At 37.1% G+C, this 21,835-nt stretch carries 20 protein-coding genes and 1 other RNA gene; 17 read left to right on the top strand and 4 right to left on the bottom strand.

The features are described 5' to 3' along the window. Positions 1-162 precede the first annotated feature (162 nt). From ffs to fsa, 7 genes are all read left to right on the top strand, one after another. Positions 163-260: signal recognition particle sRNA small type (ffs, locus tag RMO03_RS07270), an RNA gene on the top strand. Between the two features lie 318 nt (positions 261-578). After that, complete coding sequence (locus RMO03_RS07265) at positions 579-968, top strand: hypothetical protein (protein ID WP_309641433.1); 390 nt, start codon at positions 579-581, stop codon at positions 966-968. Between the two features lie 84 nt (positions 969-1,052). After that, a complete protein-coding gene (locus RMO03_RS07260; protein ID WP_309641432.1) occupies positions 1,053-1,856 on the top strand; it encodes an SDR family oxidoreductase in 804 nt (267 codons plus the stop codon). 150 nt (positions 1,857-2,006) lie between these two features. Continuing rightward, positions 2,007-2,432: a DUF1801 domain-containing protein gene (locus RMO03_RS07255; RefSeq protein ID WP_309641431.1), complete on the top strand. Its 426-nt coding sequence runs from the start codon at positions 2,007-2,009 to the stop codon at positions 2,430-2,432. Positions 2,433-2,598: 166 nt separating this feature from the next. Then, positions 2,599-4,140 (top strand): T9SS type A sorting domain-containing protein, encoded by a 1,542-nt coding sequence (locus RMO03_RS07250; RefSeq protein WP_309641430.1) that lies wholly within the window; start codon positions 2,599-2,601, stop codon positions 4,138-4,140. 114 nt (positions 4,141-4,254) lie between these two features. Beyond that, positions 4,255-5,529 (top strand): hypothetical protein, encoded by a 1,275-nt coding sequence (locus tag RMO03_RS07245; RefSeq protein ID WP_309641429.1) that lies wholly within the window; start codon positions 4,255-4,257, stop codon positions 5,527-5,529. 204 nt (positions 5,530-5,733) lie between these two features. Next, on the top strand, positions 5,734-6,390 hold the full coding sequence (gene fsa, locus RMO03_RS07240) for a fructose-6-phosphate aldolase (RefSeq protein ID WP_309641428.1): 657 nt from the start codon (positions 5,734-5,736) through the stop codon (positions 6,388-6,390). 119 nt (positions 6,391-6,509) lie between these two features. Here fsa and RMO03_RS07235 read toward each other — a convergent pair whose 3' ends face one another. Further along, positions 6,510-7,916, bottom strand: coding sequence for a hypothetical protein (locus tag RMO03_RS07235; protein WP_309641427.1), 1,407 nt, complete (start codon positions 7,914-7,916; stop codon positions 6,510-6,512). Positions 7,917-8,069: 153 nt separating this feature from the next. Between RMO03_RS07235 and RMO03_RS07230 the strand changes: the two genes are divergently transcribed. The 7 genes from RMO03_RS07230 (at position 8,070) to RMO03_RS07200 (ending at position 14,271) form a co-directional block, all read left to right on the top strand. Then, complete coding sequence (locus tag RMO03_RS07230; RefSeq protein ID WP_309641426.1) at positions 8,070-9,686, top strand: ABC-F family ATP-binding cassette domain-containing protein; 1,617 nt, start codon at positions 8,070-8,072, stop codon at positions 9,684-9,686. 97 nt (positions 9,687-9,783) lie between these two features. Continuing rightward, positions 9,784-10,347 (top strand): bifunctional pyr operon transcriptional regulator/uracil phosphoribosyltransferase PyrR, encoded by a 564-nt coding sequence (pyrR, locus tag RMO03_RS07225; RefSeq protein ID WP_309641425.1) that lies wholly within the window; start codon positions 9,784-9,786, stop codon positions 10,345-10,347. A gap of 4 nt (positions 10,348-10,351) precedes the next feature. Further along, positions 10,352-11,278 (top strand): aspartate carbamoyltransferase catalytic subunit, encoded by a 927-nt coding sequence (locus RMO03_RS07220; protein ID WP_309641424.1) that lies wholly within the window; start codon positions 10,352-10,354, stop codon positions 11,276-11,278. A gap of 44 nt (positions 11,279-11,322) precedes the next feature. Next, on the top strand, positions 11,323-11,655 hold the full coding sequence (locus tag RMO03_RS07215; protein ID WP_309641423.1) for a ribonuclease Z: 333 nt from the start codon (positions 11,323-11,325) through the stop codon (positions 11,653-11,655). 179 nt (positions 11,656-11,834) lie between these two features. Next, the gene (locus RMO03_RS07210) at positions 11,835-12,740 is read left to right on the top strand and encodes a ribonuclease Z (RefSeq protein ID WP_309641422.1); all 906 of its coding nucleotides are present in this window, start codon (positions 11,835-11,837) and stop codon (positions 12,738-12,740) included. A gap of 60 nt (positions 12,741-12,800) precedes the next feature. After that, complete coding sequence (gene pdxH, locus RMO03_RS07205; protein WP_309641421.1) at positions 12,801-13,445, top strand: pyridoxamine 5'-phosphate oxidase; 645 nt, start codon at positions 12,801-12,803, stop codon at positions 13,443-13,445. 325 nt (positions 13,446-13,770) lie between these two features. After that, positions 13,771-14,271, top strand: coding sequence for a CAP domain-containing protein (locus RMO03_RS07200; protein WP_309641420.1), 501 nt, complete (start codon positions 13,771-13,773; stop codon positions 14,269-14,271). 78 nt (positions 14,272-14,349) lie between these two features. Here the strand turns inward: RMO03_RS07200 and RMO03_RS07195 are convergent, their stop codons facing one another. Then, positions 14,350-15,462 carry a glycosyltransferase family 4 protein gene (locus RMO03_RS07195; protein WP_309641419.1) on the bottom strand — a complete coding sequence of 371 codons (1,113 nt, stop codon included), beginning with the start codon at positions 15,460-15,462 and terminating at the stop codon, positions 14,350-14,352. Between the two features lie 445 nt (positions 15,463-15,907). Here RMO03_RS07195 and RMO03_RS07190 point away from each other — a divergent pair, with 445 nt between their 5' ends. Together RMO03_RS07190 and RMO03_RS07185 are read left to right on the top strand one after the other, a co-directional pair. Further along, positions 15,908-16,411 carry a CAP domain-containing protein gene (locus RMO03_RS07190; protein WP_309641418.1) on the top strand — a complete coding sequence of 168 codons (504 nt, stop codon included), beginning with the start codon at positions 15,908-15,910 and terminating at the stop codon, positions 16,409-16,411. A gap of 158 nt (positions 16,412-16,569) precedes the next feature. Then, positions 16,570-18,366 carry a hypothetical protein gene (locus RMO03_RS07185; protein WP_309641417.1) on the top strand — a complete coding sequence of 599 codons (1,797 nt, stop codon included), beginning with the start codon at positions 16,570-16,572 and terminating at the stop codon, positions 18,364-18,366. Between the two features lie 10 nt (positions 18,367-18,376). Here the strand turns inward: RMO03_RS07185 and RMO03_RS07180 are convergent, their stop codons facing one another. Next, positions 18,377-20,176 (bottom strand): gliding motility-associated C-terminal domain-containing protein, encoded by a 1,800-nt coding sequence (locus RMO03_RS07180; RefSeq protein WP_309641416.1) that lies wholly within the window; start codon positions 20,174-20,176, stop codon positions 18,377-18,379. Between the two features lie 147 nt (positions 20,177-20,323). Between RMO03_RS07180 and RMO03_RS07175 the strand changes: the two genes are divergently transcribed. Further along, positions 20,324-21,598 carry an O-antigen translocase gene (locus RMO03_RS07175; protein ID WP_309641415.1) on the top strand — a complete coding sequence of 425 codons (1,275 nt, stop codon included), beginning with the start codon at positions 20,324-20,326 and terminating at the stop codon, positions 21,596-21,598. Between the two features lie 56 nt (positions 21,599-21,654). Here RMO03_RS07175 and RMO03_RS07170 read toward each other — a convergent pair. After that, positions 21,655-21,835, bottom strand: a 181-nt coding sequence (locus tag RMO03_RS07170) for a hypothetical protein (protein WP_309641414.1), incomplete at its 5' end; no start/stop codon positions are given.

Below are 21,835 nucleotides of genomic sequence, written 5' to 3'. Positions count from 1 at the left end.
AGCGACCTACATCGCACCGCTCAACCACATACCTTTGCTATGTTCCCATCCTGGAGGATTTTGCAGGAGCTGGTCGTGTAGGACTTGCCGGCGCAAATATACAATACAAATTTATATGTTCAATTCTGTTTGCGAAAATACAAAAAGATTGTATATTTGCGCCGGCAAGTCCTACACGACCAGCTCCTGCAAAATCCTCCAGGATGGGAACATAGCAAAGGTATGTGGTTGAGCGGTGCGATGTAGGTCGCTTGCCATTTTTTTGTCATTGCGAGCGCAGCGAAACAATCTGTTCGATAAACACCAATCTTCCTTTACGGAGGATTTTTTTTTGACTTTTTTTTAGAAGCCGGGAACCTGCTATCATTCCAATCTTTTGCGTCGAACGCCGCCGCAAAAGGATTTTCCCTTCTATCAGGGCTAGGGCCTACGTTAAGATTTTAAGACTGTAAGATTATAAGAAGCGATTTGTTGTTGTGAAATCTTAAAGTTTAATAATCCAAAAATCTAAAAAATACTATCTTTACCATCAAACAATCTTACAGTCTTAAAATCTCATAATCTTACAATCTAAATTCATGAAAACAATCCTAATCACGCTGCTATTCATCACCACAATCTCATTCGCACAAATCGACGTTAAGGCACAATACAAAGTCTTCCACGACGAATTCGAAACCTATAGTACCAATCCCGAAGTCGCTTCAGAAAACAGCACGATAAAACCGGCACCATGCGGACAATACAATCTTAAGTTTATGGTTACCGGATCAGGAGAAAAAGAAATAATCAATGTTCCGCCGGCAAGAAAACTGTGTTTCGACATGAACCGTTTCGACAAAAGCAAAGCGCCAGCCGATTGGGAATATGAAATCAAACCCATAGGAGATCGTTTTTATACGATTCGTGCCACCAAAAAAGGCACGGAAGACAAGCAGGAACTATATTATTACGAACGAAAAAAATAGTTAAAAGGGTTGTAGGTTGTAAGTTGTAGGTTAGAACAGTTTTAACATACAACTTACAACATACAACTTACAACACACAACCAAATGAACAAAGTCGTTCTCATCACCGGCGCTTCCTCAGGCATAGGCAAAGCCATAGGCGAATTCCTGCACGAAAAAGGTTTTGTCGTTTACGGCACGAGTCGAAATCCTGATAGGATTACCAATTCGGTTTTTCCTCTGATTGCTTTGGATGTGCGTGATGCGAATAGTATTCAATCGGCAGTTTCAAAAGTCATGGCCACTTCCGGACGATTGGATATTCTAATCAACAATGCTGGTGTTGGTATTACCGGACCGCTTGAGGAAATTCCAACTGCGGAAATCAAAGCCAATTTTGAAACCAATTTCTTCGGCCCGATTGAAGTCATCAAAGCCGTTTTGCCACCAATGCGCAATCAACAATCCGGACTCATTATCAATATCACATCAATCGCTGGTTATATGGGTTTGCCTTATCGCAGTATATATTCTGCTTCTAAAGGCGCGCTCAGCATTATCACAGAAGCGTTGCGCATGGAAGTCAAATCATTCGGCATACAGATTACCGATGTCGCTCCTGGAGATTTTGCTACGAATATTGCTGCAGGTCGTTATCATGCACCCATCATTGAAGGTTCTGCATATGAAATTCCATACGGTAGTACTTTAAATATGATGGACGAACACGTTGACAGCGGCAGCAATCCAGAGGAAATGGCGCAGGCGATTTATGAAATTATCAAGAACCCGAATCCGAATGTGCATTATAAAGTGGGACTTTTTATGCAGAAATTCTCGATTGTTTTGAAGCGGCTTTTACCGGATAAGGTTTATGAGAAATTGTTGATGAATCATTATAAGTTGTAAGAAGGGTGTAAAATGCATATGTATCAATGAGCAGTTAGTTAGCAGCAAGTTTTTGTAGCTCTGCTAATATCTAACTTTTTGACATAGCGGCTGACTAAAATGAAATGTGGTTAGAAAAGCAAAATATGCAACTCGTAATTTTATAATGGTATGAACGTACAAGAACAAATCAAAAATTATATTACCAGCCAACCCGAACCAAAACGCAGCGACATGCAAGCGTTGCACCACATCATTCAGCAACAAATGCCCACTTGTAAATTATGGTTCTTGGATGGTAAAAACAGCGACAATAAAACGGTATCTAATCCTAACATAGGATATGGACTTTACACCATTCAATATGCTGATGGGACAACCAAGGATTTTTATCAAATTGGTTTGAGTGCTAACACCACCGGAATTTCTGTCTATATCCTTGGCATCAACGATAAGACCTACTTAACCAAAACGTATGCAGAAAAAATAGGCAAGGCTAGCGTAACCGGCTATTGCATTAAGTTCAAAGCACTAAAAGATATCAACATCGACATACTTGAAGCGGCCATACGGTATAGGGCTCAGTACGAACAGTAACTTCTGTTTTTCCTATATTCGCATTCCAATCCCAACTTTGTTTGGTGATAAAACGTTGGTAGGAATGTTTGTAAAACAACTAATACTTTATATGTTTGTAACAATTAATTTTTTGTTCAATATAAATTGAAGGATATCAAGAAATAAGCTTTTTCACTATTAAATTATGAAGACTACAAAAACAAAAATATTTACAGCTTTACTTATTATTTTCGGTTTGACTACTGCTATTCAAGCGCAAGGATTCAGCGATTCGGCAAACCAATGGAATATACCGGTTATCGGCAGTTATGATTATAGGGTTTATGATGACTTTCATTCGGTGCTGGATTTCAACGGGGATGGAAAGCCGGATTTGATTGATTCTTTGGATGATGTTTCGGGTACTGTTTTCCTAAACGGAACGCAGAAATATTGGAAAGTCTACCTCAATACAGGTTTGGGTTTTAGCCCAACAGCTATTGAGTGGAATATTCCTGTTATCGGCAGTTACGATTATAAAGTTTCTGATCAATACCATCAGGTGCTTGATTTCGATGGTGATGGGAAACCAGATTTAATTGATACGTTGGATGATTTAGGTAGCGGTGTTTTTTTAAACGGAACGCAGAAATATTGGAAAGTCTATCTTAATACAGGTTCTGGTTTTAGCCCTACAGCCATTGAGTGGAATATTCCGGCTATTGGTAGTTATGATTATCTGTTTTATGATTTCTATCATGCAGTGGTTGACTTCAACGGTGACGGAAAGCCCGATTTGATCGATTCATTGGATGATGTATCGGGCAATGTTTTTCTAAACGGAACCCAGAAATACTGGAAAGTCTATCTCAATACCGGCTCGGGTTTTAGTCTAACAGCTATTGAGTGGAATATTCCGGTAATTGGCAGTTATGATTGGAGGGTTTATGATGACTTTCATTCTGTACTTGACTTCAACGGTGATGATAAGCCAGATCTAATCGATTCGTTGGATGATCTAGGTAGCGGTGTTTTTTTAAATGGAACGCAGAAATACTGGAAAGTCTATCTCAATACCGGCTCGGGTTTCAGTGCAACTGCCGTGGATTGGAATATTCCGGCTATCGGAAGTTATGATTATAAGGTTTATGACACCTATCATTCGGTGATTGACTTCGATGCTGATGGAAAGCCAGACCTAATTGATTCGTTGGATGATTTAGGTAGCGGTGTTTTTTTAAACGGAACTCAGAAATACTGGAAAGTTTACCTCAATACCGGATCAGGTTTCAGTCCAGCCTTCACCCAATGGAATATGCCTGTCATTGGCAGTTATGATTATAATGTTTATGACAACTATCATTCGGTGCTTGATTTTGACGGTGATGAAAAACCTGATTTGATCGATTCGTTGGATGATGCCACAGGCAATACTTTCCTAAACGGAACTCAAAAATACTGGAAAGTATATTTGAATATCGGGTCGAATCTCGCCACGGATTTTTTTGAAAAGGATAATGACATTGCAATTTATCCAAATCCGACTCGCGATTTTTTAAATGTTTCTGTGATTCAGGAAATTGATTCGGTAGTAATTTACAACGCATTGGGTCAAGAAGTCATGGCGCAATCTTTAAATGCCAATGAAGTTAAGATTGATGTTTCAGATTTACAGCAAGGCATCTATATATTGAAAGTTTTCAATAACAAAGGCGAGGCATTTATGAAACGCTTCATTAAGAAATAAAAGCATTGAAAGTAATTCATAATCCCAAATTTGTTTAGCGTTTGGGATTTTTATTGATTTTTCCTCTGAATATTTGAGTGTATAGATTAACAAAAAAACTGATTACATTCGTTTATGAAAAAAATACTGCTCCGATTTTTATCCTGCTACTTTTTATTAACCATTTGTCCGTGGCTTTGGTTTGACCGGATTCCAGGAGTGGCTTTAACAGCGCAGTATTTTACGAGCGCAATTCAATGGATTGTGAATAGTTTCAATACTTATTTTTTACATATTGCATTCCCGCTAAACTTCGATGGCGGTGGCAGTGGCGATACTTCATATGCGTGGGCAGAATATTATACTAGCATTATCATTTCACTGATTGTATGCCTAATTTGGACTTTTATTAACAAAAGAACTGATTATAAGATCCTGGCTTTTTGGCTGCGAAATCTGGTACGTTATCATATCGCGATTATCGCATTTTCGTATGGTTTCATAAAATTGTTTGTACTACAAATGCCGTTTCCGAGTTTAAGCCAATTGGCAACGCCACTGGGAGATTTTTTACCAATGCGCCTTTCTTGGATGTTTATGGGATATTCTGGACCATACCAGTTGTTTTCAGGTGTCATGGAAATCATTGTTGGACTGTGCCTATTCAACAGAAAGACCGTTAGTTTGGGCGCATTCATTGGGCTCGGTGTCTTTGCCAACGTGTTTGCCATCAACCTCAGTTACGATGTGCCTGTCAAGTTATTTTCGCTGCAATTGGCAATTTGCTGTTTGTTTTTAGTTTTAAATGACTATAAGCGGTTTGTATCCTTTTTCCTGCATAATTTGCCCGCCGAATCTAGTGCAATTTATAGCATCGTCTATACAAAAAAGTGGCAAAAAGCTGCACGGTTGGCATGGAAGATTGGCTTTGTGATATTATTTATAGTAATGCCTTTTTACGATTCATTGGCATGGTACAGGCAGAGCCAGCAAGAGAACACAATTATTTCGGGACCTATAAAACCCGGGGTTTATAGTATTGAGAAATTCAGCAGAAATAATATTATCACACCAATAGCTGTAAATGATGCTATGGCCTGGAAAGATTTTATTTTTGAAAATGGAGGTGGAGGCAGTATTAATACTAAAGATACTTTATTTTCAGAAGCTTATGGAAGAGGTTATTTTTTTTATGAAGTGGATGCTGCTCACCATAGCATTAAATTCAAGAACAGCCCATGGGAAACGGAAGCTTTGTTTACAATGAAATATACGATCAATAATAGTAATGGCATTTCTTTATGTGGGAAAGTCAAGAATGACTCGTTATCTTTCGAGCTTAGGAAAAGCAGCCAGCATTTCCAATTAGCTGAAAAGCAGTTCCACTGGATTTCGGAATCCAATAGATAAAAGCCACTGCGTTACGGATTGAAATCTGAGCAACTTAGGAAGTTAGTTATTCCTAAACTTAAAAATAAGTTGTAGTTTTGCAGATGTGCGTTAGGGATAGCAACGGTATCCTTTTGTGGCGGCGTTCGCCATAAAAGATTTAGTGGATAGCCCGACCCTTGTGGTAACGCCCAAAAAAAGAAACACACAAATAAACACTACTATATGAAATTTTTTATTGACACCGCCAACCTAAACGAAATCAAAGAAGCGCAATCGCTCGGAATTTTAGATGGTGTTACGACGAATCCGTCATTGATGGCGAAAGAGGGAATCACCGGAAAGAACAGTATCTTGAAGCATTACGTAGACATTTGCAACATCGTTGATGGTGATGTGAGTGCTGAGGTAATCTCGACCGATTTTGATGGCATGATTCGCGAAGGGGAAGAATTGGCGGAATTGCATGAGCAAATCGTTGTCAAATTGCCGATGACTAAAGAAGGCGTGAAAGCGTGTAAATATTTTTCTGATAAAGGCATTCGTACCAATGTGACTTTGGTGTTTTCAGCCGGACAAGCTTTGTTGGCAGCGAAAGCTGGAGCAACTTATGTTTCTCCATTCATCGGACGTTTGGATGATATTTCTACAGATGGTTTGATTTTAATCGAAGAAATCCGTTTGATTTATGATAACTATGGTTTCGAAACTGAAATCCTAGCTGCTTCTGTACGACACACGATGCACATTGTGAATTGCGCGAAATTAGGTGCTGATGTGATGACCGGCCCGCTTTCTGCGATTTTAGGGTTGCTCAAACACCCGTTGACCGATAATGGATTGGCGCAGTTTTTGGCCGATTATGCGAAGGGAAATCAATAGATTAGACTTTAAGATTTCAAGATTTTAAGACTTTAAGAAAAAAAAACGGGTTTCATTACGAAGCCCGTTTTCATTTTATAACGATTCAAATCTTAGAGTCTTAAAATCTTAAAGTCTAATCAAAGTTCCTTCTCAAAATTCACATCAAACAAATTCGTAAACGCATTTTTAATGTTGCCATTAGCGTCTAAAACAATGGTTCTGTGTACTTTCATAATCGCCCAATTGGCTTTTAAATCTTCAAAGTTAGTGCAACGCAATTCGTTGATGCCGTCGAAATTTAGTTTGTATAATTGTGTTTTCCAAATGGTTTGGTCTTTGTCGAGATTGATGCCGATGAATTGGTAATCGGGATATTTCGCTTTCAAAGCCATGATTTTTTTATGTGCCGCCATCATGTGCGAAGAAAGGTTGTCGGTCCAGAGAAAAATCACGGTTTTCTTTTTGGTGAAATCGTCAGAAGAAATCAGTTTGTCGTTGCGGTCTACGAGTTCAACTTTTGGTAAAGCATTGCCTATTTTCAACAATTGAATCGCATTGCCGATTTTCAGAATTTCGTTTTTCTTGCTTTTGTCAGTCGAATATTTATGATAGGTTTCTAAAAATATTTGATTGTTGACCATGTTTTGATCTTCGAGAAGATACGTGAAAGCAATGTTGTTGAGAATCGTATTCTTTACCGTTTTGTTTTTGATTAAAGTATCGGCAATATTGAGTTTGTTGATGTTGGTTCTAAGCGCCAAATCGAGTGGTGTGTAATGGTTGTGGTAATGAATCGCCGCAACATTGTTGAGCATATGCGACAGATACATCACAAACGGTGCATAGTTCGAAAGCTTCTCATCGTTATAATTGATGTCTTTTCTGTAATCGTAATAACCTTTCGGAAGTTTTTCGAGAACATCTTCGCCGGTTCGCATTTGGTGCGCCATGGGATAGATTTCCTTTTTAGAATAATGGTGAAAATTTAAAGATGCTTTGGCATAAGTATCAAAATCATCGCCCCATTTGATGGCTTCTTTTTTGGCGGTGTAGAATTTCTTTTTCGAAGCGTAAGACGAATCGATATTTTTAATGAAGGCATTCACACCAAAATCAAAAACGTCGAAAATTTTGCTGCGATCGTCTTCGTTCTTCATGTACATTTCCATCAAAAAATTATTTTTCTGATCGCCTCGTCCACAAAAAATAATCGAATTATCGAAATCTTTGGCATTGATACGCACCATAATACTGTCGTTTTTATCGAAGTAAACGGATTGAAATTCGGGTTCGTTTTTAAACGTATACAAGCCAGGAGCCAACGAATCGAACTTGATGAAAAACCGATTGTTGGCATCAATTTTCACACTGTCAATGACTTCAGTGTCTTTGCAAAACAATACGTACGGATTGGTCGGATTGGTAACTTCGCCTCCAAAGTAAGCAGTATAATTATCGCCTTTGAATTGTTTGTTGCACGAACAGAAAAGTGCAACGATTGAGGAAGTAAACAGTAAAAGCGTATTTAGTTTTTTGCTATACATCTATGATAAAGCTAGTCTACAAAAATATTCAGTTGATTTGATTATTTCTGTTAACGCATCGTTAAATAAACTTTGCTCATATTTATTGGGTTTCAGGCATAAAAATCACACTTATTTTTATACTTTTGCCCAAAATTTTATAAACCTGAATTCATGTTAACAGTTAATAATTTATCCGTTCAATTTGGCAAAAGAATCTTGTTTGATGAAGTGAATACTACCTTCACGCACGGCAATATTTACGGTGTGATTGGAGCCAACGGTGCCGGAAAATCGACTTTTTTAAAAATCATCGCCGGCGATATCGATCCGACTTCTGGACACATTCATTTGGAACCAGGAAAACGGATGTCGGTGTTGAATCAGAACCACAACATGTTCGATGAGCATACAGTTCTCGAAACGGTGTTGATGGGAAACAAAGTTTTATATGCTGTTAAAAAAGAAATGGATGAATTGTATCTCGATTACAACGATGCCAATGCCGACAGAATTGGAGAATTGCAAGTGCAATTTGAAGAAATGAATGGTTGGAATGCCGATTCTGATGCTGCTTCTATGTTATCGAATTTAGGAATTTCGGAAGACAACCACTATACATTAATGGGCGATTTGGATGGAAAACTCAAAGTGCGTGTGCTTTTAGCGCAAGCGTTGTTTGGAAACCCGGATATGTTGATTATGGATGAGCCAACGAATGACTTGGATTTTGAGACCATTGCGTGGCTTGAGAATTTCTTGGCGAATTATGAAAATACCGTAATCGTTGTGTCGCACGACCGTCACTTTTTAGATGCAGTGTGTACACATATTTCGGATATCGATTTTGGTAAAATCAACCATTATTCAGGAAACTATACTTTTTGGTACGAATCGTCTCAATTGGCAGCGAAGCAACGTGCACAACAAAATAAGAAAGCCGAAGAAAAGAAACAGGAACTTGAAGAATTCATTCGTCGATTCAGCGCCAACGTAGCGAAATCTAAGCAAGCTACTTCGCGTAAGAAAATGATTAGCAAGTTGAATATTTCAGAAATCAAACCATCAAGCCGTCGTTATCCTGCGATTATTTTTGATCAGGAAAGAGAAGCAGGCGATCAGATTTTGAATGTTCAAGGTTTGAGCGCTTCGGTTGAAGGCGAAACATTATTCACCAACGTCGATCTCAATATGGCGAAAGGCGATAAGATTGTTTTGTTCTCGAAAGATTCTCGTGCTACAACCGCTTTTTATGAAATATTAAACGGCCATCAAAAATCGGATTCCGGAAAATTCGATTGGGGCGTTACGACGAATCAAGCGTATTTGCCACTGGATAACCATTCGTTTTTTGAAAACGATTATACTTTAGTGGATTGGTTGCGTCAATGGGCGAAAACTGAAGAAGAAAGAGAAGAAGTAAACATTCGTGGATTTTTAGGGAAAATGATTTTCTCAGGAGAAGAAGCGTTGAAAACCAGTCGTGTATTATCAGGTGGCGAAAAAGTGCGTTGTATGTTATCGCGTATGATGATGGAAAGAGCCAATGTATTGATGCTCGATGAACCAACGAATCACCTCGACTTAGAATCGATTACGGCTTTCAACAATTCCTTAAAAAACTTCAAAGGTTCTGTGATTTTCACCACACACGATCATGAGTTTGCGCAAACGGTTGGTAATAGAGTAGTGGAGCTCACACCAAAAGGGGCGATTGACAGATACATGACTTTCGATGATTATCTCGACGATGAGAAAGTGCAGGAATTGCGAGCTAAGATGTATTCATAAATAAAAGAAACCGTTTCAATTTTGGAGCGGTTTTTTTATAAAACAGCAATAACGAATTAAATAAAAACGTATTTTTACACACCAAACACTTTAAAGCATGAGTCAAAAAGTATTGCTCACCTCAAAAGAAGTCAATATCATATTGCACCGTTTGGCCTGTCAGCTCATTGAAAAACACTTTGATTTTTCAAAAACTATTTTGGTTGGCATTCAACCGCGTGGCACTTTTCTAGCAGAACGACTCAAATCACTTTTAGAGACTGAATATCAAATTGAAAATATAGCGTTGGGTTATCTCGACATCACTTTTTTCAGAGATGATTTCCGAAGAACCGACAAACCCATCGAGGCCAATAAAACCCAAATCGATTTTGTAGTAGAAGACAAGCAAGTCATTTTTATTGATGATGTTTTGTATACTGGCCGCAGCATTCGCTCTGCTTTAACAGCCATTCAATCTTTCGGACGTCCATCATCCATTGAATTGTTGGTGTTAATCGACAGGCGTTTTAGCCGCCATTTGCCTATTCAACCCGATTATAGAGGCCGACAAGTGGATGCCATCAATAATGAAAAAGTAAAAGTATGCTGGCGCGAACAAGACGCAGAAGATGGCGTTTATTTAGTGCCAACAACCCATAACCCACAACCAACAACTTAAAAAAATGAGCGAATTAAGTGTCAATCATTTATTAGGAATCAAATACCTTCAACCCGAAGATATACAGCTTATTTTTGAAACGGCAGATCATTTTAAAGAAGTCATCAATCGCCCGATAAAAAAAGTGCCTTCACTGCGCGACATTACCATTGCCAATATCTTTTTTGAAAACAGCACCAGAACCAAATTGTCTTTCGAACTCGCCCAAAAACGTTTATCGGCTGACGTGATTAGTTTTTCGGCGGCACAATCATCGGTTAAAAAAGGCGAAACTTTAATCGATACCGTCAATAATATTCTCGCAATGAAAGTCGATATGGTGGTCATGCGACACGCCAATCCCGGCGCGGCGTATTTCCTTTCTCAAAACGTTAAAGCCACTATTATTAATGCTGGAGATGGCGCACACGAGCATCCAACGCAAGGTTTGTTAGACAGCTATTCGATACGCGAAAAACTCGGTGATGTAGCCGGAAAAAAAGTAGTGATTGTGGGTGATATTTTACATTCACGCGTAGCGCTTTCGAACATCTATGCACTGCAAATGCAAGGTGCTCAGGTGAAAGTTTGCGGCCCAAAAACCTTAATTCCAAAATACATCGAATCGCTTGGTGTGACGGTTGAATCCGATCTCAGAAAAGCATTAGAATGGTGCGATGTTGCCAATATGTTGCGCGTGCAGAATGAGCGTATGGAAGTCAATTATTTCCCGTCCACGCGAGAATACACGCAACAATACGGTGTTGATAAAGCGTTACTCGATTCGTTAAACAAAGAGATTGTCATCATGCATCCCGGCCCAATCAATCGCGGTGTTGAAATAACGAGCGATGTAGCCGATTCAAAACAATCCGTGATTTTAAATCAAGTCGAAAATGGCGTCGCAATTCGCATGGCGGTGATTTATTTATTGGCTTCCAAAATTCAATAAAAAGTAATAACTTAGCGTTATCACTTTTCCAAAATTCGAATCCGATGAAAGTAGAACAAAAAGGCCATACCGTGACCATCAAAGATACGCAAGGCGACTTGGTGTCGTTCCTGATGAAAGTGACGCACGAATACAAAACGTTCGAAAAGCACAATATGATTATCGATATCAGTTTGCATCAAGACCTTACGGTGAAAGGCATCAATAGTTTTTTACCGCTTTCAAAAATGCATAAAAAAGCCAAAAAATCATTTGTGATTGTAGCGGTTGGTGTCGATTTTAATGCCGCTTCCGATAAGTTGGCACTGGTTCCTACGGTTTTAGAAGCGCAAGATATTATTGGCATGGAAGAAATCGAACGCGATTTAGGATTTTAGTTAATTGATAATTATTTTTAGGAGCCAGGAACCTGCTGTCCGTTAAATCTTTTGCGCCACCCGAGCCTTGGCGAACTGACGAAGTAAACGCCGGCACAAAAGGATACCACTTCCATCAGGGCTAGGGCTCATCCACAATCAGAACGACTTTTCTCATTACCCAGTTATCAATAAAAAAAATGAAGCTCACCATACTCGGCTGTTATGCCGCAACGCCCAGAACCATTACCAATCCAACTTCGCAAGTGCTAGAGATCCGCAACCGCATGTTTTTGATTGATTGTGGAGAAGGAACACAAGTGCAATTGCGCAAACACAAAATCAAGTTTTCTAAGATCAATCATATTTTTATTTCGCATTTGCACGGCGATCATTGTTATGGATTGATTGGGTTGGTTTCGACATTTATGCTGCTCAACCGAACTAATGATTTGCACATTTACGGTCCGAAAGGCATTAAAGACATCATTACGCTGCAACTTCGCTTGTCGAATTCCTGGACGACTTACGGTTTGTTTTTCCATGAATTGGAATCAAAGGAAAGCGAGGTGATTTATGAAGATGAAAAGGTTTTAGTAAAAACCATTCCACTGAAACACCGCATCTACACGAACGGATTTTTGTTTGAAGAAAAAATTGGCGACAGAAAACTCAATGTCGATGCCGTTCAACAATACGAAATAGAAACTTGTTATTATCAAAACATCAAAAACGGAAAAGACATTACTTTAGATGACGGTCGCGTGATTGAAAACCACCAATTGACTTTCGATCCCATTGCACCAAAGCGTTATGCGTTTTGTTCCGATACGGTTTATGATGAAAGTATCATTCCGAATATTCAGCAAACGGATATATTGTATCACGAATCGACTTTTCTCGAATCTGAAAAAGCATTGGCGGAAAAAACAATGCACAGCACGGCGAAAGAAGCAGCATTGATTGCCCAAAAAGCCAATGTTGGTCAACTGATTTTGGGACATTATTCGACGCGATATGAAAGTATTTTGAAATTTAAAGAAGAAGCAGGAACTGTTTTTCCTAATATTTTATTAGCCGATGACGGTGTTTCTTTTGAGTTTTAAATTTCAATTAAACAGGTAAACTCAGTACCTTAGCACCTCAAAACCTTAGTACTTTTAGTAATGAATGATTTAAGCAATTACAGAAAATCCTACGAGAAAAGTGAACTTTTAGAAAGCACGATTCCTGAAGATCCGATCAATTTATTTCACCGATGGTTTCATGAAGTAACTGAATTTGGTGGTGTTGATGAGGTCAATGCAATGACCGTTGCTACGATAGGCTTGGATGGTTTTCCTAAATCTCGTGTGGTTTTATTGAAGAAGTATGATGAAAACGGATTTATATTCTACACCAATTATCATTCTGAAAAAGGAAAAGCGATACTCCAAAACCCGAATGTGTGTTTGTCTTTTTTTTGGCATTCATTAGAGCGTCAGGTGATTATTAAAGGCATTGCTGAAAAAACTAGTGAGAATGTTTCCGACAATTACTTTGCAACACGACCTGATGGTAGTAAGTTGGGTGCTATTGTTTCGAACCAATCTGAAGTGATTCCTGATCGTACTTTTATAGAAAATCAATTGAAAGCACTCGAAAAAGCATCAGAAGGCAAAGAAATTTTACGACCTAAAAATTGGGGTGGTTTTTTGATTAGACCAATAGAGGTAGAGTTCTGGCAAGGAAGGCCCAACCGTTTGCATGACAGAATTCGATATGCCTTGCAAGATGATTTTAGTTGGTTTATCAATAGATTAGCACCATAAACGAAAATAAAACTACTATATAAAGATCACAACTTGTGGTCTTTTTTTGTTTCCGGCAGCTTTGTATTGATTTTAATGTATTCGTATTTGTAGGATTTTTATTTGATGCTATTTTGTAAGAAAATATACTTATTAAAATTGAAATTTACGTATTTCATCGATTTTATTTGGCGTTTAAACGATAATTGTAGTAACATTGACCCAAGAAATAATTGACAACGTTCATACAACAAAACGAGAGAAGCTTGCCCCACATACTTCTTGAATTTTAAAAAATATTTAAAGTGTTTGCCCCACATCTACTTTAAGCTTAAAACCTACAACTATGAAAACATCTTTCCTTAGAGCTATAGTGCCTGTGGCATTTATGTTCACATTGATATCTTGTTCTTCGAGCGATTCTGAAGAAACTCCGGCCGCAAGACCACAATTGATTCAAGATTATGCTTACAATTCAGATGAATTGCAATTGGCAGATTTGATCAATGAGCACAGAGTAAGTTTAGGTTTAAATCCACTACAATTAATCAATCACGTTTCTTACAAATCAGAAGAGCACAATGCTTACATGATTGCAAGACAAGTGGTCAACCACGATTTGTTTTCAGAACGTTCCGAAAACATCATTGAAGTTTTAGGTGCAGTTAAAGTAAATGAAAACGTGGCCTATAATTTTGTATCATCAAGTTCCGCTTTGAATGCTTGGTTAAACAGTCCGGGCCATAAAGCGAATATCGAAGGGAGCTTTACGCATTTCGGAATTTCTATCCGTCAAGACCAAACCACAGGAAAAAAATACTACACGAATATCTTCATTAAAAAATAAATTAAAATTGAGTTTAATTTAATTATGTTTTGTTTTGACACTAAAAACCACTCGAAAGAGTGGTTTTTTTCATTGTATTTAAGTTGGGTATGTTTCGAGTAACTCAATCATTTTTTTAATTTGATTGTCTAATAATTTAGAGCTTTCAATAGAGAAATTTTCATCGAAACACATTTTGGCATTTTTAGAATGAAAATCCCAATTGTTTAAAATTAAAGTGATTTTCTTTAAAAGATCTGACTTCGCTGACGGATCGAAAAAATAACCGTTTTCTCCATTCCTCAGAATCTCTTTGATACCGCCAATTTCAGGCGCTATTATTGGTGTTCCACACGATAAAGCCTCAACATTTACCAAACCAAATGCTTCTTCTAAACTGGCATTAATGTTAATTAAACTTAATGCCATAATTTGATATATCTCATAGGTTTTTTTGAATCCTAAAAAACGCACATTTGATGTAATATTTAAGTCGTTACATTTTTGTTCTAGTCTATTTTTTTCGACACCGTGGCCAACAAATGTAAAAATCAAATTAGGGTATGTAGCGATGATTTCTGGAATTTGATCGATAACGGATTCTTGACCTTTGCTTTTATCGAAGCGCCCGACAAATGAAATCTGCTGGTTTCTCTCACTGAAGCTATTTATTGTCGCGTTTTTAAAACTGTCTTGAATCAACAAATGGAAAACAGTTATTTTATCTGGAGCAATATTATAGTGATGTATCAGTTGTGCTTTATTTTCATGAGAATTTATAAAAATATGTGTCGCAAACTGTTTTAATATATTCTTTTTGAAAAAATGATTAATCCGGGTTTTGATTTTACTTTTTTGGACATCAATTTCGACAGCCTTAAACATGGTGTGCCAGTAGTTTACTCGGTATGGAATTTTCAATAACCAACTTACCAATAACACGATGTTAGTGGATCCGTATTGACTAAAAGTAACATCGGGTTTATACTTTTTGCAGACTTTATAAAAGAAAATAAAATCCTTTACTTTTATTGGTCTTATCGATGGCCAAGTTAAAACTTCGATACCTTCAATTATTTTTTCGCCGCTATAATTTTGGTCGACAACTAAAACAACATGATTTCCTTCCTTCTTCAATTGTTTGGCAATTGAAAAAAAATAATCAGAAACAGATTTTCCTTTTGGGCTGGTACAAATGATATATGATTTCAATAAGTATTGTTATTATTAACTTAATCTGATTATTATTTAGGCTCAAACAAATTTAGAAATATAAATTTAATAAAATTGAGTATGCCTAACTCTTTATACGATTCATAGTATCATTAAAGTCTGTTATCAAGGAACTATTCATATGTCATTAAAGAAATCGATGCACGGGTTTAAATGCGTTTTTTTTGAATTGAAGTTATTACGCTTATAAACCAATTTTAACGCATTACATTATTGTAAGAAAAAATACTTATTAAAAATAAAAAACAAGCATTTCGTCGATTTTATTTGGCACTTAAGCGATATTTTTAATAATATTGACATAAGAAATAATTGACGACGTTCATACATCAAAACGAGAGAAGCTTGCCCCACATACTTCTTGAATTTTAAAAAATATTAAAGTGTTTGCCCCACATCTACTTTAAGCTTAAAACCTACTACTATGAAAGCAACCTTACTTAGAGCTATAGTGCCAGTGGCATTCATGTTCACATTGATATCTTGTTCTTCAAGCGATTCAACAGAAGCAACATCAGCTGCAAGACCACAATTGATTCAAGATTACGATTACAATTCAGATGAATTGCAATTGGCCGATTTGATCAACGAGCATAGAGTAAGTTTGGGTTTAAATCCATTGCAATTAGTGAATCACGTTTCATACAAATCAGAAGAGCACAATGCTTATATGATTTCGAGACATGTAGTTAACCATGATTTGTTTGCTGAACGTTCTGAAAATATCATCGAAGTTTTAGGCGCTGTTAAAGTAAACGAAAACGTGGCTTACAATTTTGTATCATCCAGTTCAGCATTAAATGCTTGGTTGAACAGTCCAGGTCACAAAGCCAATATTGAAGGAAGTTTTACACATTTCGGAATCTCGATTCGTGTTGAAGAAACCACTGGCAAAAAATATTATACCAACATCTTTATAAAAAAATAGTGTTTTAGTTTTAAATTAATTTTTTCAAGAAAACCATTCGCAAGAGTGGTTTTTCTGTTTTATGCAATAACTTTACTGTCTACTAAATGCTATTCATTAATCAACCATCATAAGAAGTGAGGCTTAAAAAATTTAAATATCTTTTTTACTTTTTAATATTGATTTATGGTCAAGCTTCCATTGCTCAAGTCAATCAAAAAAAAGAAGACACCGCCAAAGTATATCGCGCCATAGAAACGTATTCTAAGAAAAGAAAGTTTACGAAGTATATTCATCGTTTGATATTTGAACCTATAACAGAAAAGAAAAAAATTTCAAAACCTCTCAAGAAAATAAAAAAGCAAAATTACACCAAGTTTGAAGGCAAAATTATCCGCAATATAAAAGTCACAACGCTTGATCCGTTTAGCTATTCTGTTAGCGACACCAATCAGAAACCTACCAAAAAATTTGCTAAAATTGGAAATGCCCTTCATGCTAAAACCAAAGAATTTGCAATTTATAACATATTATTGTTTAGGAAAAATAAACCTTTAGATTCTTTGTTAGTGAAAGAATCTGAACGTTTAATCAGGCGACAACGTTATGTGAGAAGTGTAGCTATTACTACAGCATTGGTTTCAAAAAACTCTGATTCTGTTGATGTATCGATACGGGTTTTGGATTCTTGGAGTTTGGCTCCCGATCTCACCTTATCGCCTTCAAAATCTACTTTTTACATCAAAGAGCGCAATTTTCTTGGTACCGGTCACGAATTTTCAAATTCATACACCAATGATTTAAACAGTAGCAACAATGGCTACGGAACCACTTATACGATTCCGAATATCAAAAATACGTTCATCAAAACCACGATTCATTATGATATTGATGTAAATCATAATTATACAAAGTCATTCGATGTCGAGCGTCCGTTTTATTCGCCTTATGCGCGATGGGCAGCGGGAATGAATTTCAATCAGCATTTCGAAAGAGTCATTCCAGTCGATTTCCCTGAAAGCGATACCACGGCAAACTCTAAATACAATACACAAGATTTTTGGGGCGGACATTCCATTCAAATTTTTAAAGGCAATACCGAAACCAATCGCGCCACTAATTTTATTACTTCTGCAAGATTCTATAATAAAGAGTTTAGCGACAAACCCATTTTTGGAGATGATACGCTAGGTGTATTTTCGAATGAAAAATTATACTTGATGAGTATGGGTATTTCTTCCCGAAAATACAAACAAGACAAATATGTTTTCAATTTCGATGTGATAGAAGACATCGCTTCCGGTTTTGTATATTCAGTCACCACAGGTTTTCAAAATAAAAACAGCAACAATCGCGTTTATTTTGGAGCCAAAGTTGCACTGGGTGGTTTTTTTGATTTCGGATATTTAAGTACGGATTTGCAATACGGTACTTTTTTTAATAATCACACCACAGAGCAAAGTGCTTATAATTTGAGCGTGATCTATTTTACCAATTTAATCGATGGAGGTCGATGGAAATTCCGCCAGTTTATCAAGCCACAAGCCATCATCGGAATGAAACGAATCGATTCAAACACCGATAAATTAACACTCAATGGCGATACCGGAATTCCGGGTTTTAACAGCAGTACGCTCTACGGCACCAAGAAATTATTATTGACTTTTCAAACACAAGGCTACTCTCCGTGGCATGTGGTTGGATTTCGCTTGAATCCGTTTTTCAGCTACACTATGGGCATGTTAGGCCAAGCCGGCACCGGATTTAGAAACAGCAAGCTATACTCCGAAGTAGCAGTCGGAGTGATTATCAGCAACGATTATTGGGTGTTTAGTAATTTTCAGTTTTCGTTTTCTTATTTCCCAATGCTTCCAGAAGATTTGTCATCAGTATATAAAACCAATTCTCTGAAAACCTACGATTTTGGTTTACAAGATTTTGAAATTGCCAAACCGGTTTTGGTAGGTTATCAATAATAGTAAAGGTTTATTCACTTAAAAATAAATAACCATAAAGTGGCGTAGGATAATCATCGTCATGCAATTCAAGACTATAAAAATAAGTGCCGTTTGTGATTTCTTTATCATTGAGAATGATACCTTGATCAGCAACTCCATTCCATTCCGGCGAATTGTTATTGCCTGTCCACACCAGTTTGCCCCAACGATTGTATACTTGTAATCTGTAATTTAGAAACACATCCCGCAAACCTTTAATTCTGAAAGTGTCATTAATACCATCATCATTCTTCGAAATAAAATTGTATACAATGGGTTTGCATTTTTTTGTTTTGAGTAAAAAGGAAGTCGTATTGAAGCAGTTGCCATTATCCACTTTCACAAAAATAGCCATAGGTGTTGAAGGTGCGACATAGTTAGAAAGATTGGTAATCTCGTTTGTGCCATTTTCCAAATCTAACGCAGTAGGATAGAAGGTAACCACATCGGTCGGACTTTGTTTGATCTGATTTTCGTATGCCGAAAAGTCGAAAGTACCCACAGTATAACCTTCATTACAAGAAACCAACTCGTCTAAAATTGCCAATGCATCCGAAATATACAGCGAAGTGTTTTGAGAAAAAGTGTTGTTGTTTTCTCTAATCTCAGCAACGGTTCCGTGATGATTTCCATCGTCATCAACAACCAATTGAACATCAAATGGACTAACAATATCAGCCGGAAGATTTAAAAAAACAGTACCGCTTTCGCTGCCATCAATTTCAATTTGATTTTGCGTTTGCGTGCTTTGTATGTAGGTTCCATTAACATAAATGGCTATCGGAACATCAGCCGGAAGTACCGCCGTTGCCTCAAAATTAGTCACCGTATAATGCACTGTTATTGCTTTTGAATTACATTCTGTAGTGATATTATCAATCGCCACAACAGCATCGGGCAATTGCGAATTGAGTTTGGTCACAATAGCATTAATCATCACAAAATCCTGCCCCGATGTCATCCGAATATCCGCCGAAGTATCACCAACGTGAATGTTGTCTTGCAGGTCATACACATCCAAATCCATATTGTGTAAATTGGCATCGTTGGTAAAGCTATTCGTGCCGTTAAAGGCATTGCTGATTGGGTTTAACGGTGGATTACTGATGAGGTTATTATTGATCGACAACGATTCATTGACGGCAATATTTTGATCGCCTTCCCATGCTAAAAAACCAATTTTAGAATTTTGATTATCGATGACATTTAAACTGTTTAATGTAAACGAAATTTCAGTAGGAACCGCTTGTAAACCATCATAAACATTGATTTGATTCAATGGCAGATTGTTGTTTTTATAAATGATAATGATGGCCCAACCTCCAAAATTAGTTCGGGTTTGATAGTAATATGAAATCCATTCATTAAGATCTAAATCCGATAAAGTATAAGTGCCGTTTCCCGTAGTTTGCACTAGATTGGTGATGTTGGTGAATGTACTGAAATAGTCCAATTCTAATGAACCGTTGGTGCGATGGTGATTGAAAATGCGATCCGGTGTAATGGTTTGCCCATTGAGTTTAACCTCATAATCACCAGGCCCGCAACCTGCCCAATACAAATAAGCATTTTGAATTTGATCGCTTGGATTTAAATTCAGTACCGCAGACGAAGAAGTATTGATTACTGGTGTAGACATAAACGAATTCTCCTCAGGATTTAACCCATTGCCAATGAAAGTAAAATCGTATCTTCCATTATACTGCTGGTATAAAGCAATATCTTGTCCATAGGATGAAAAAGAAATCAGGTTTACAATAAAAGCGATATACAACAGTTTTAAAGACACAACAAGTTTAATTTTAGGAAGTTAAAATTATTGAAAAAAAATGAAATACCACTGTTAAAATATGCTTTCCCTTGCGCTTTGCCAATTATCCGTAAGGCTTTAAATTTTTAATAGTAGCTTTGTGTCAACATTTCAATCCCATTGCCATTGAATTTTTATAAAGCCATATTGCGTACACCACTGTTCAAAGCCACTTCTTTGAATAGCGTTAGTGTCATGCTAAAAATCGGCACGGGCTTAATTACTTCAAAAATTCTGGCGATTTTTATTGGTCCGAGCGGCATGGCATTGGCCGGGAATTTCAAAAATTTTATGACATCGATTGAGAATATTGCGACGCTGGGTTTTCAAAATGGCGTGGTAAAATATATCGTTGAAAATAAAGATAATGAAGTCGAATTCAAGAAAATCATGTCTACGGTTTTCCTAAGTTTGCTCACAGTTTCAATGCTTTTAAGCGCTGTTCTATTTGGATTCTCATCGTATTGGACAAGTACAGTTTTAGACAATACGATGCAGTACGCGATTGTTTTTAAGATACTTGCGTTGGTTTTGCCATGGTATGCCACGACGGTTTTTCTGATTGTAGTGTTGAATGGTTTGGGGAAATACCGCTCGGTAATTTACGTCAATATCATTGGAAATATTTTGGGTTTACTGTTTGCCGTGGCCGCAATTTGGCATTTTAAAACTTTAGGTGCCTTACTGTCGATTATCATTCCGCCGTCGTTATTGTTTTTTGTAGTGTTCTATTATCTCAATAAAGACATTCGATTTTTATCAACGATTTCGCGCCATTCTTTTGATGTTCAAGTTTTAAAAAACTTGTCTTCGTATTCATTGATGGCATTAGTTTCTTCGGTTTTTGGTTCGTGGGTTTTTCTGGCCATTCGAAAAAAAATCATTGTCGTTTTAGGTATCGAGCAAGCCGGATATTGGGAAGCCATGACGCGAATTTCGAATTATTATTTGCTGTTTATTTCCACAATGCTGACGGTTTATTTTTTTCCTAAACTCGCTTTTTCAACTTCCAAAAAAGCTACTAAAAATGTTTTTTGGAGTTACTATAACGGTGTATTGCCGTTGTTTGTTATTGGATTGACCGTGTTGTTTTTCCTGCGTTTTTTTGTAATTCGATTGTTTTTCACCAAAGCTTTTCTTCCTGTTGCTGACTTGTTTTTCTGGCAACTTTTAGGCGATGTGTTTAAAGCAGCATCTTTAATTTTAGGCTATCAGTTTTTTGCTAAAAAGTTAACGATTGCCTTCATCGGCACCGAGATTTTTTCGCTGTTGCTGATGTATACGTTTTGCCATTTTTTCATGACTGCGTTTGGCATTCAAGGCATTGTTATGGCGCACGCTCTAACGTATTTTATTTATTGGATGATGTTGGTGATTTACTTTAGGAAAAGTTTATTCTAATAAAAAAAAGGATGCCATTACAGCACCCCTCTTTCACCAATTCAAAATTTAAAAATTTATAAAGCCATAATAATAAACTCACTTCTTCTATTAGCTTGATGTTCTTCTTCCGAACATTTCACGCCATCGGCACATTTGTTTACGAGTTGTGTTTCCCCGTAACCTTTGCCTGTTAAGCGACTTTCTTCAACTCCATTTTTAACCAACCATGCCATAGTAGATTTGGCTCTTCTGTCG

The sequence above is a fragment of the Flavobacterium sp. genome (assembly GCF_031411595.1).
GTDB lineage: Bacteria > Bacteroidota > Bacteroidia > Flavobacteriales > Flavobacteriaceae > Flavobacterium.
This window is presented reverse-complemented; position numbering and strand designations above follow the sequence as displayed.

Bases quoted from the DNA above. Each gene is read 5' to 3' on its own strand.
- RMO03_RS07265 (WP_309641433.1), top strand. From the start codon at position 579: ATGAAAACAATCCTAATCACGCTGCTATTCATCACCACAATCTCATTC.
- RMO03_RS07260 (WP_309641432.1), top strand. From the start codon at position 1,053: ATGAACAAAGTCGTTCTCATCACCGGCGCTTCCTCAGGCATAGGCAAA.
- RMO03_RS07255 (WP_309641431.1), top strand. From the start codon at position 2,007: ATGAACGTACAAGAACAAATCAAAAATTATATTACCAGCCAACCCGAA.
- RMO03_RS07250 (WP_309641430.1), top strand. From the start codon at position 2,599: ATGAAGACTACAAAAACAAAAATATTTACAGCTTTACTTATTATTTTC.
- RMO03_RS07245 (WP_309641429.1), top strand. From the start codon at position 4,255: ATGAAAAAAATACTGCTCCGATTTTTATCCTGCTACTTTTTATTAACC.
- fsa (WP_309641428.1), top strand. From the start codon at position 5,734: ATGAAATTTTTTATTGACACCGCCAACCTAAACGAAATCAAAGAAGCG.
- RMO03_RS07235 (WP_309641427.1), bottom strand. From the start codon at position 7,916: ATGTATAGCAAAAAACTAAATACGCTTTTACTGTTTACTTCCTCAATC.
- RMO03_RS07230 (WP_309641426.1), top strand. From the start codon at position 8,070: ATGTTAACAGTTAATAATTTATCCGTTCAATTTGGCAAAAGAATCTTG.
- pyrR (WP_309641425.1), top strand. From the start codon at position 9,784: ATGAGTCAAAAAGTATTGCTCACCTCAAAAGAAGTCAATATCATATTG.
- RMO03_RS07220 (WP_309641424.1), top strand. From the start codon at position 10,352: ATGAGCGAATTAAGTGTCAATCATTTATTAGGAATCAAATACCTTCAA.
- RMO03_RS07215 (WP_309641423.1), top strand. From the start codon at position 11,323: ATGAAAGTAGAACAAAAAGGCCATACCGTGACCATCAAAGATACGCAA.
- RMO03_RS07210 (WP_309641422.1), top strand. From the start codon at position 11,835: ATGAAGCTCACCATACTCGGCTGTTATGCCGCAACGCCCAGAACCATT.
- pdxH (WP_309641421.1), top strand. From the start codon at position 12,801: ATGAATGATTTAAGCAATTACAGAAAATCCTACGAGAAAAGTGAACTT.
- RMO03_RS07200 (WP_309641420.1), top strand. From the start codon at position 13,771: ATGAAAACATCTTTCCTTAGAGCTATAGTGCCTGTGGCATTTATGTTC.
- RMO03_RS07190 (WP_309641418.1), top strand. From the start codon at position 15,908: ATGAAAGCAACCTTACTTAGAGCTATAGTGCCAGTGGCATTCATGTTC.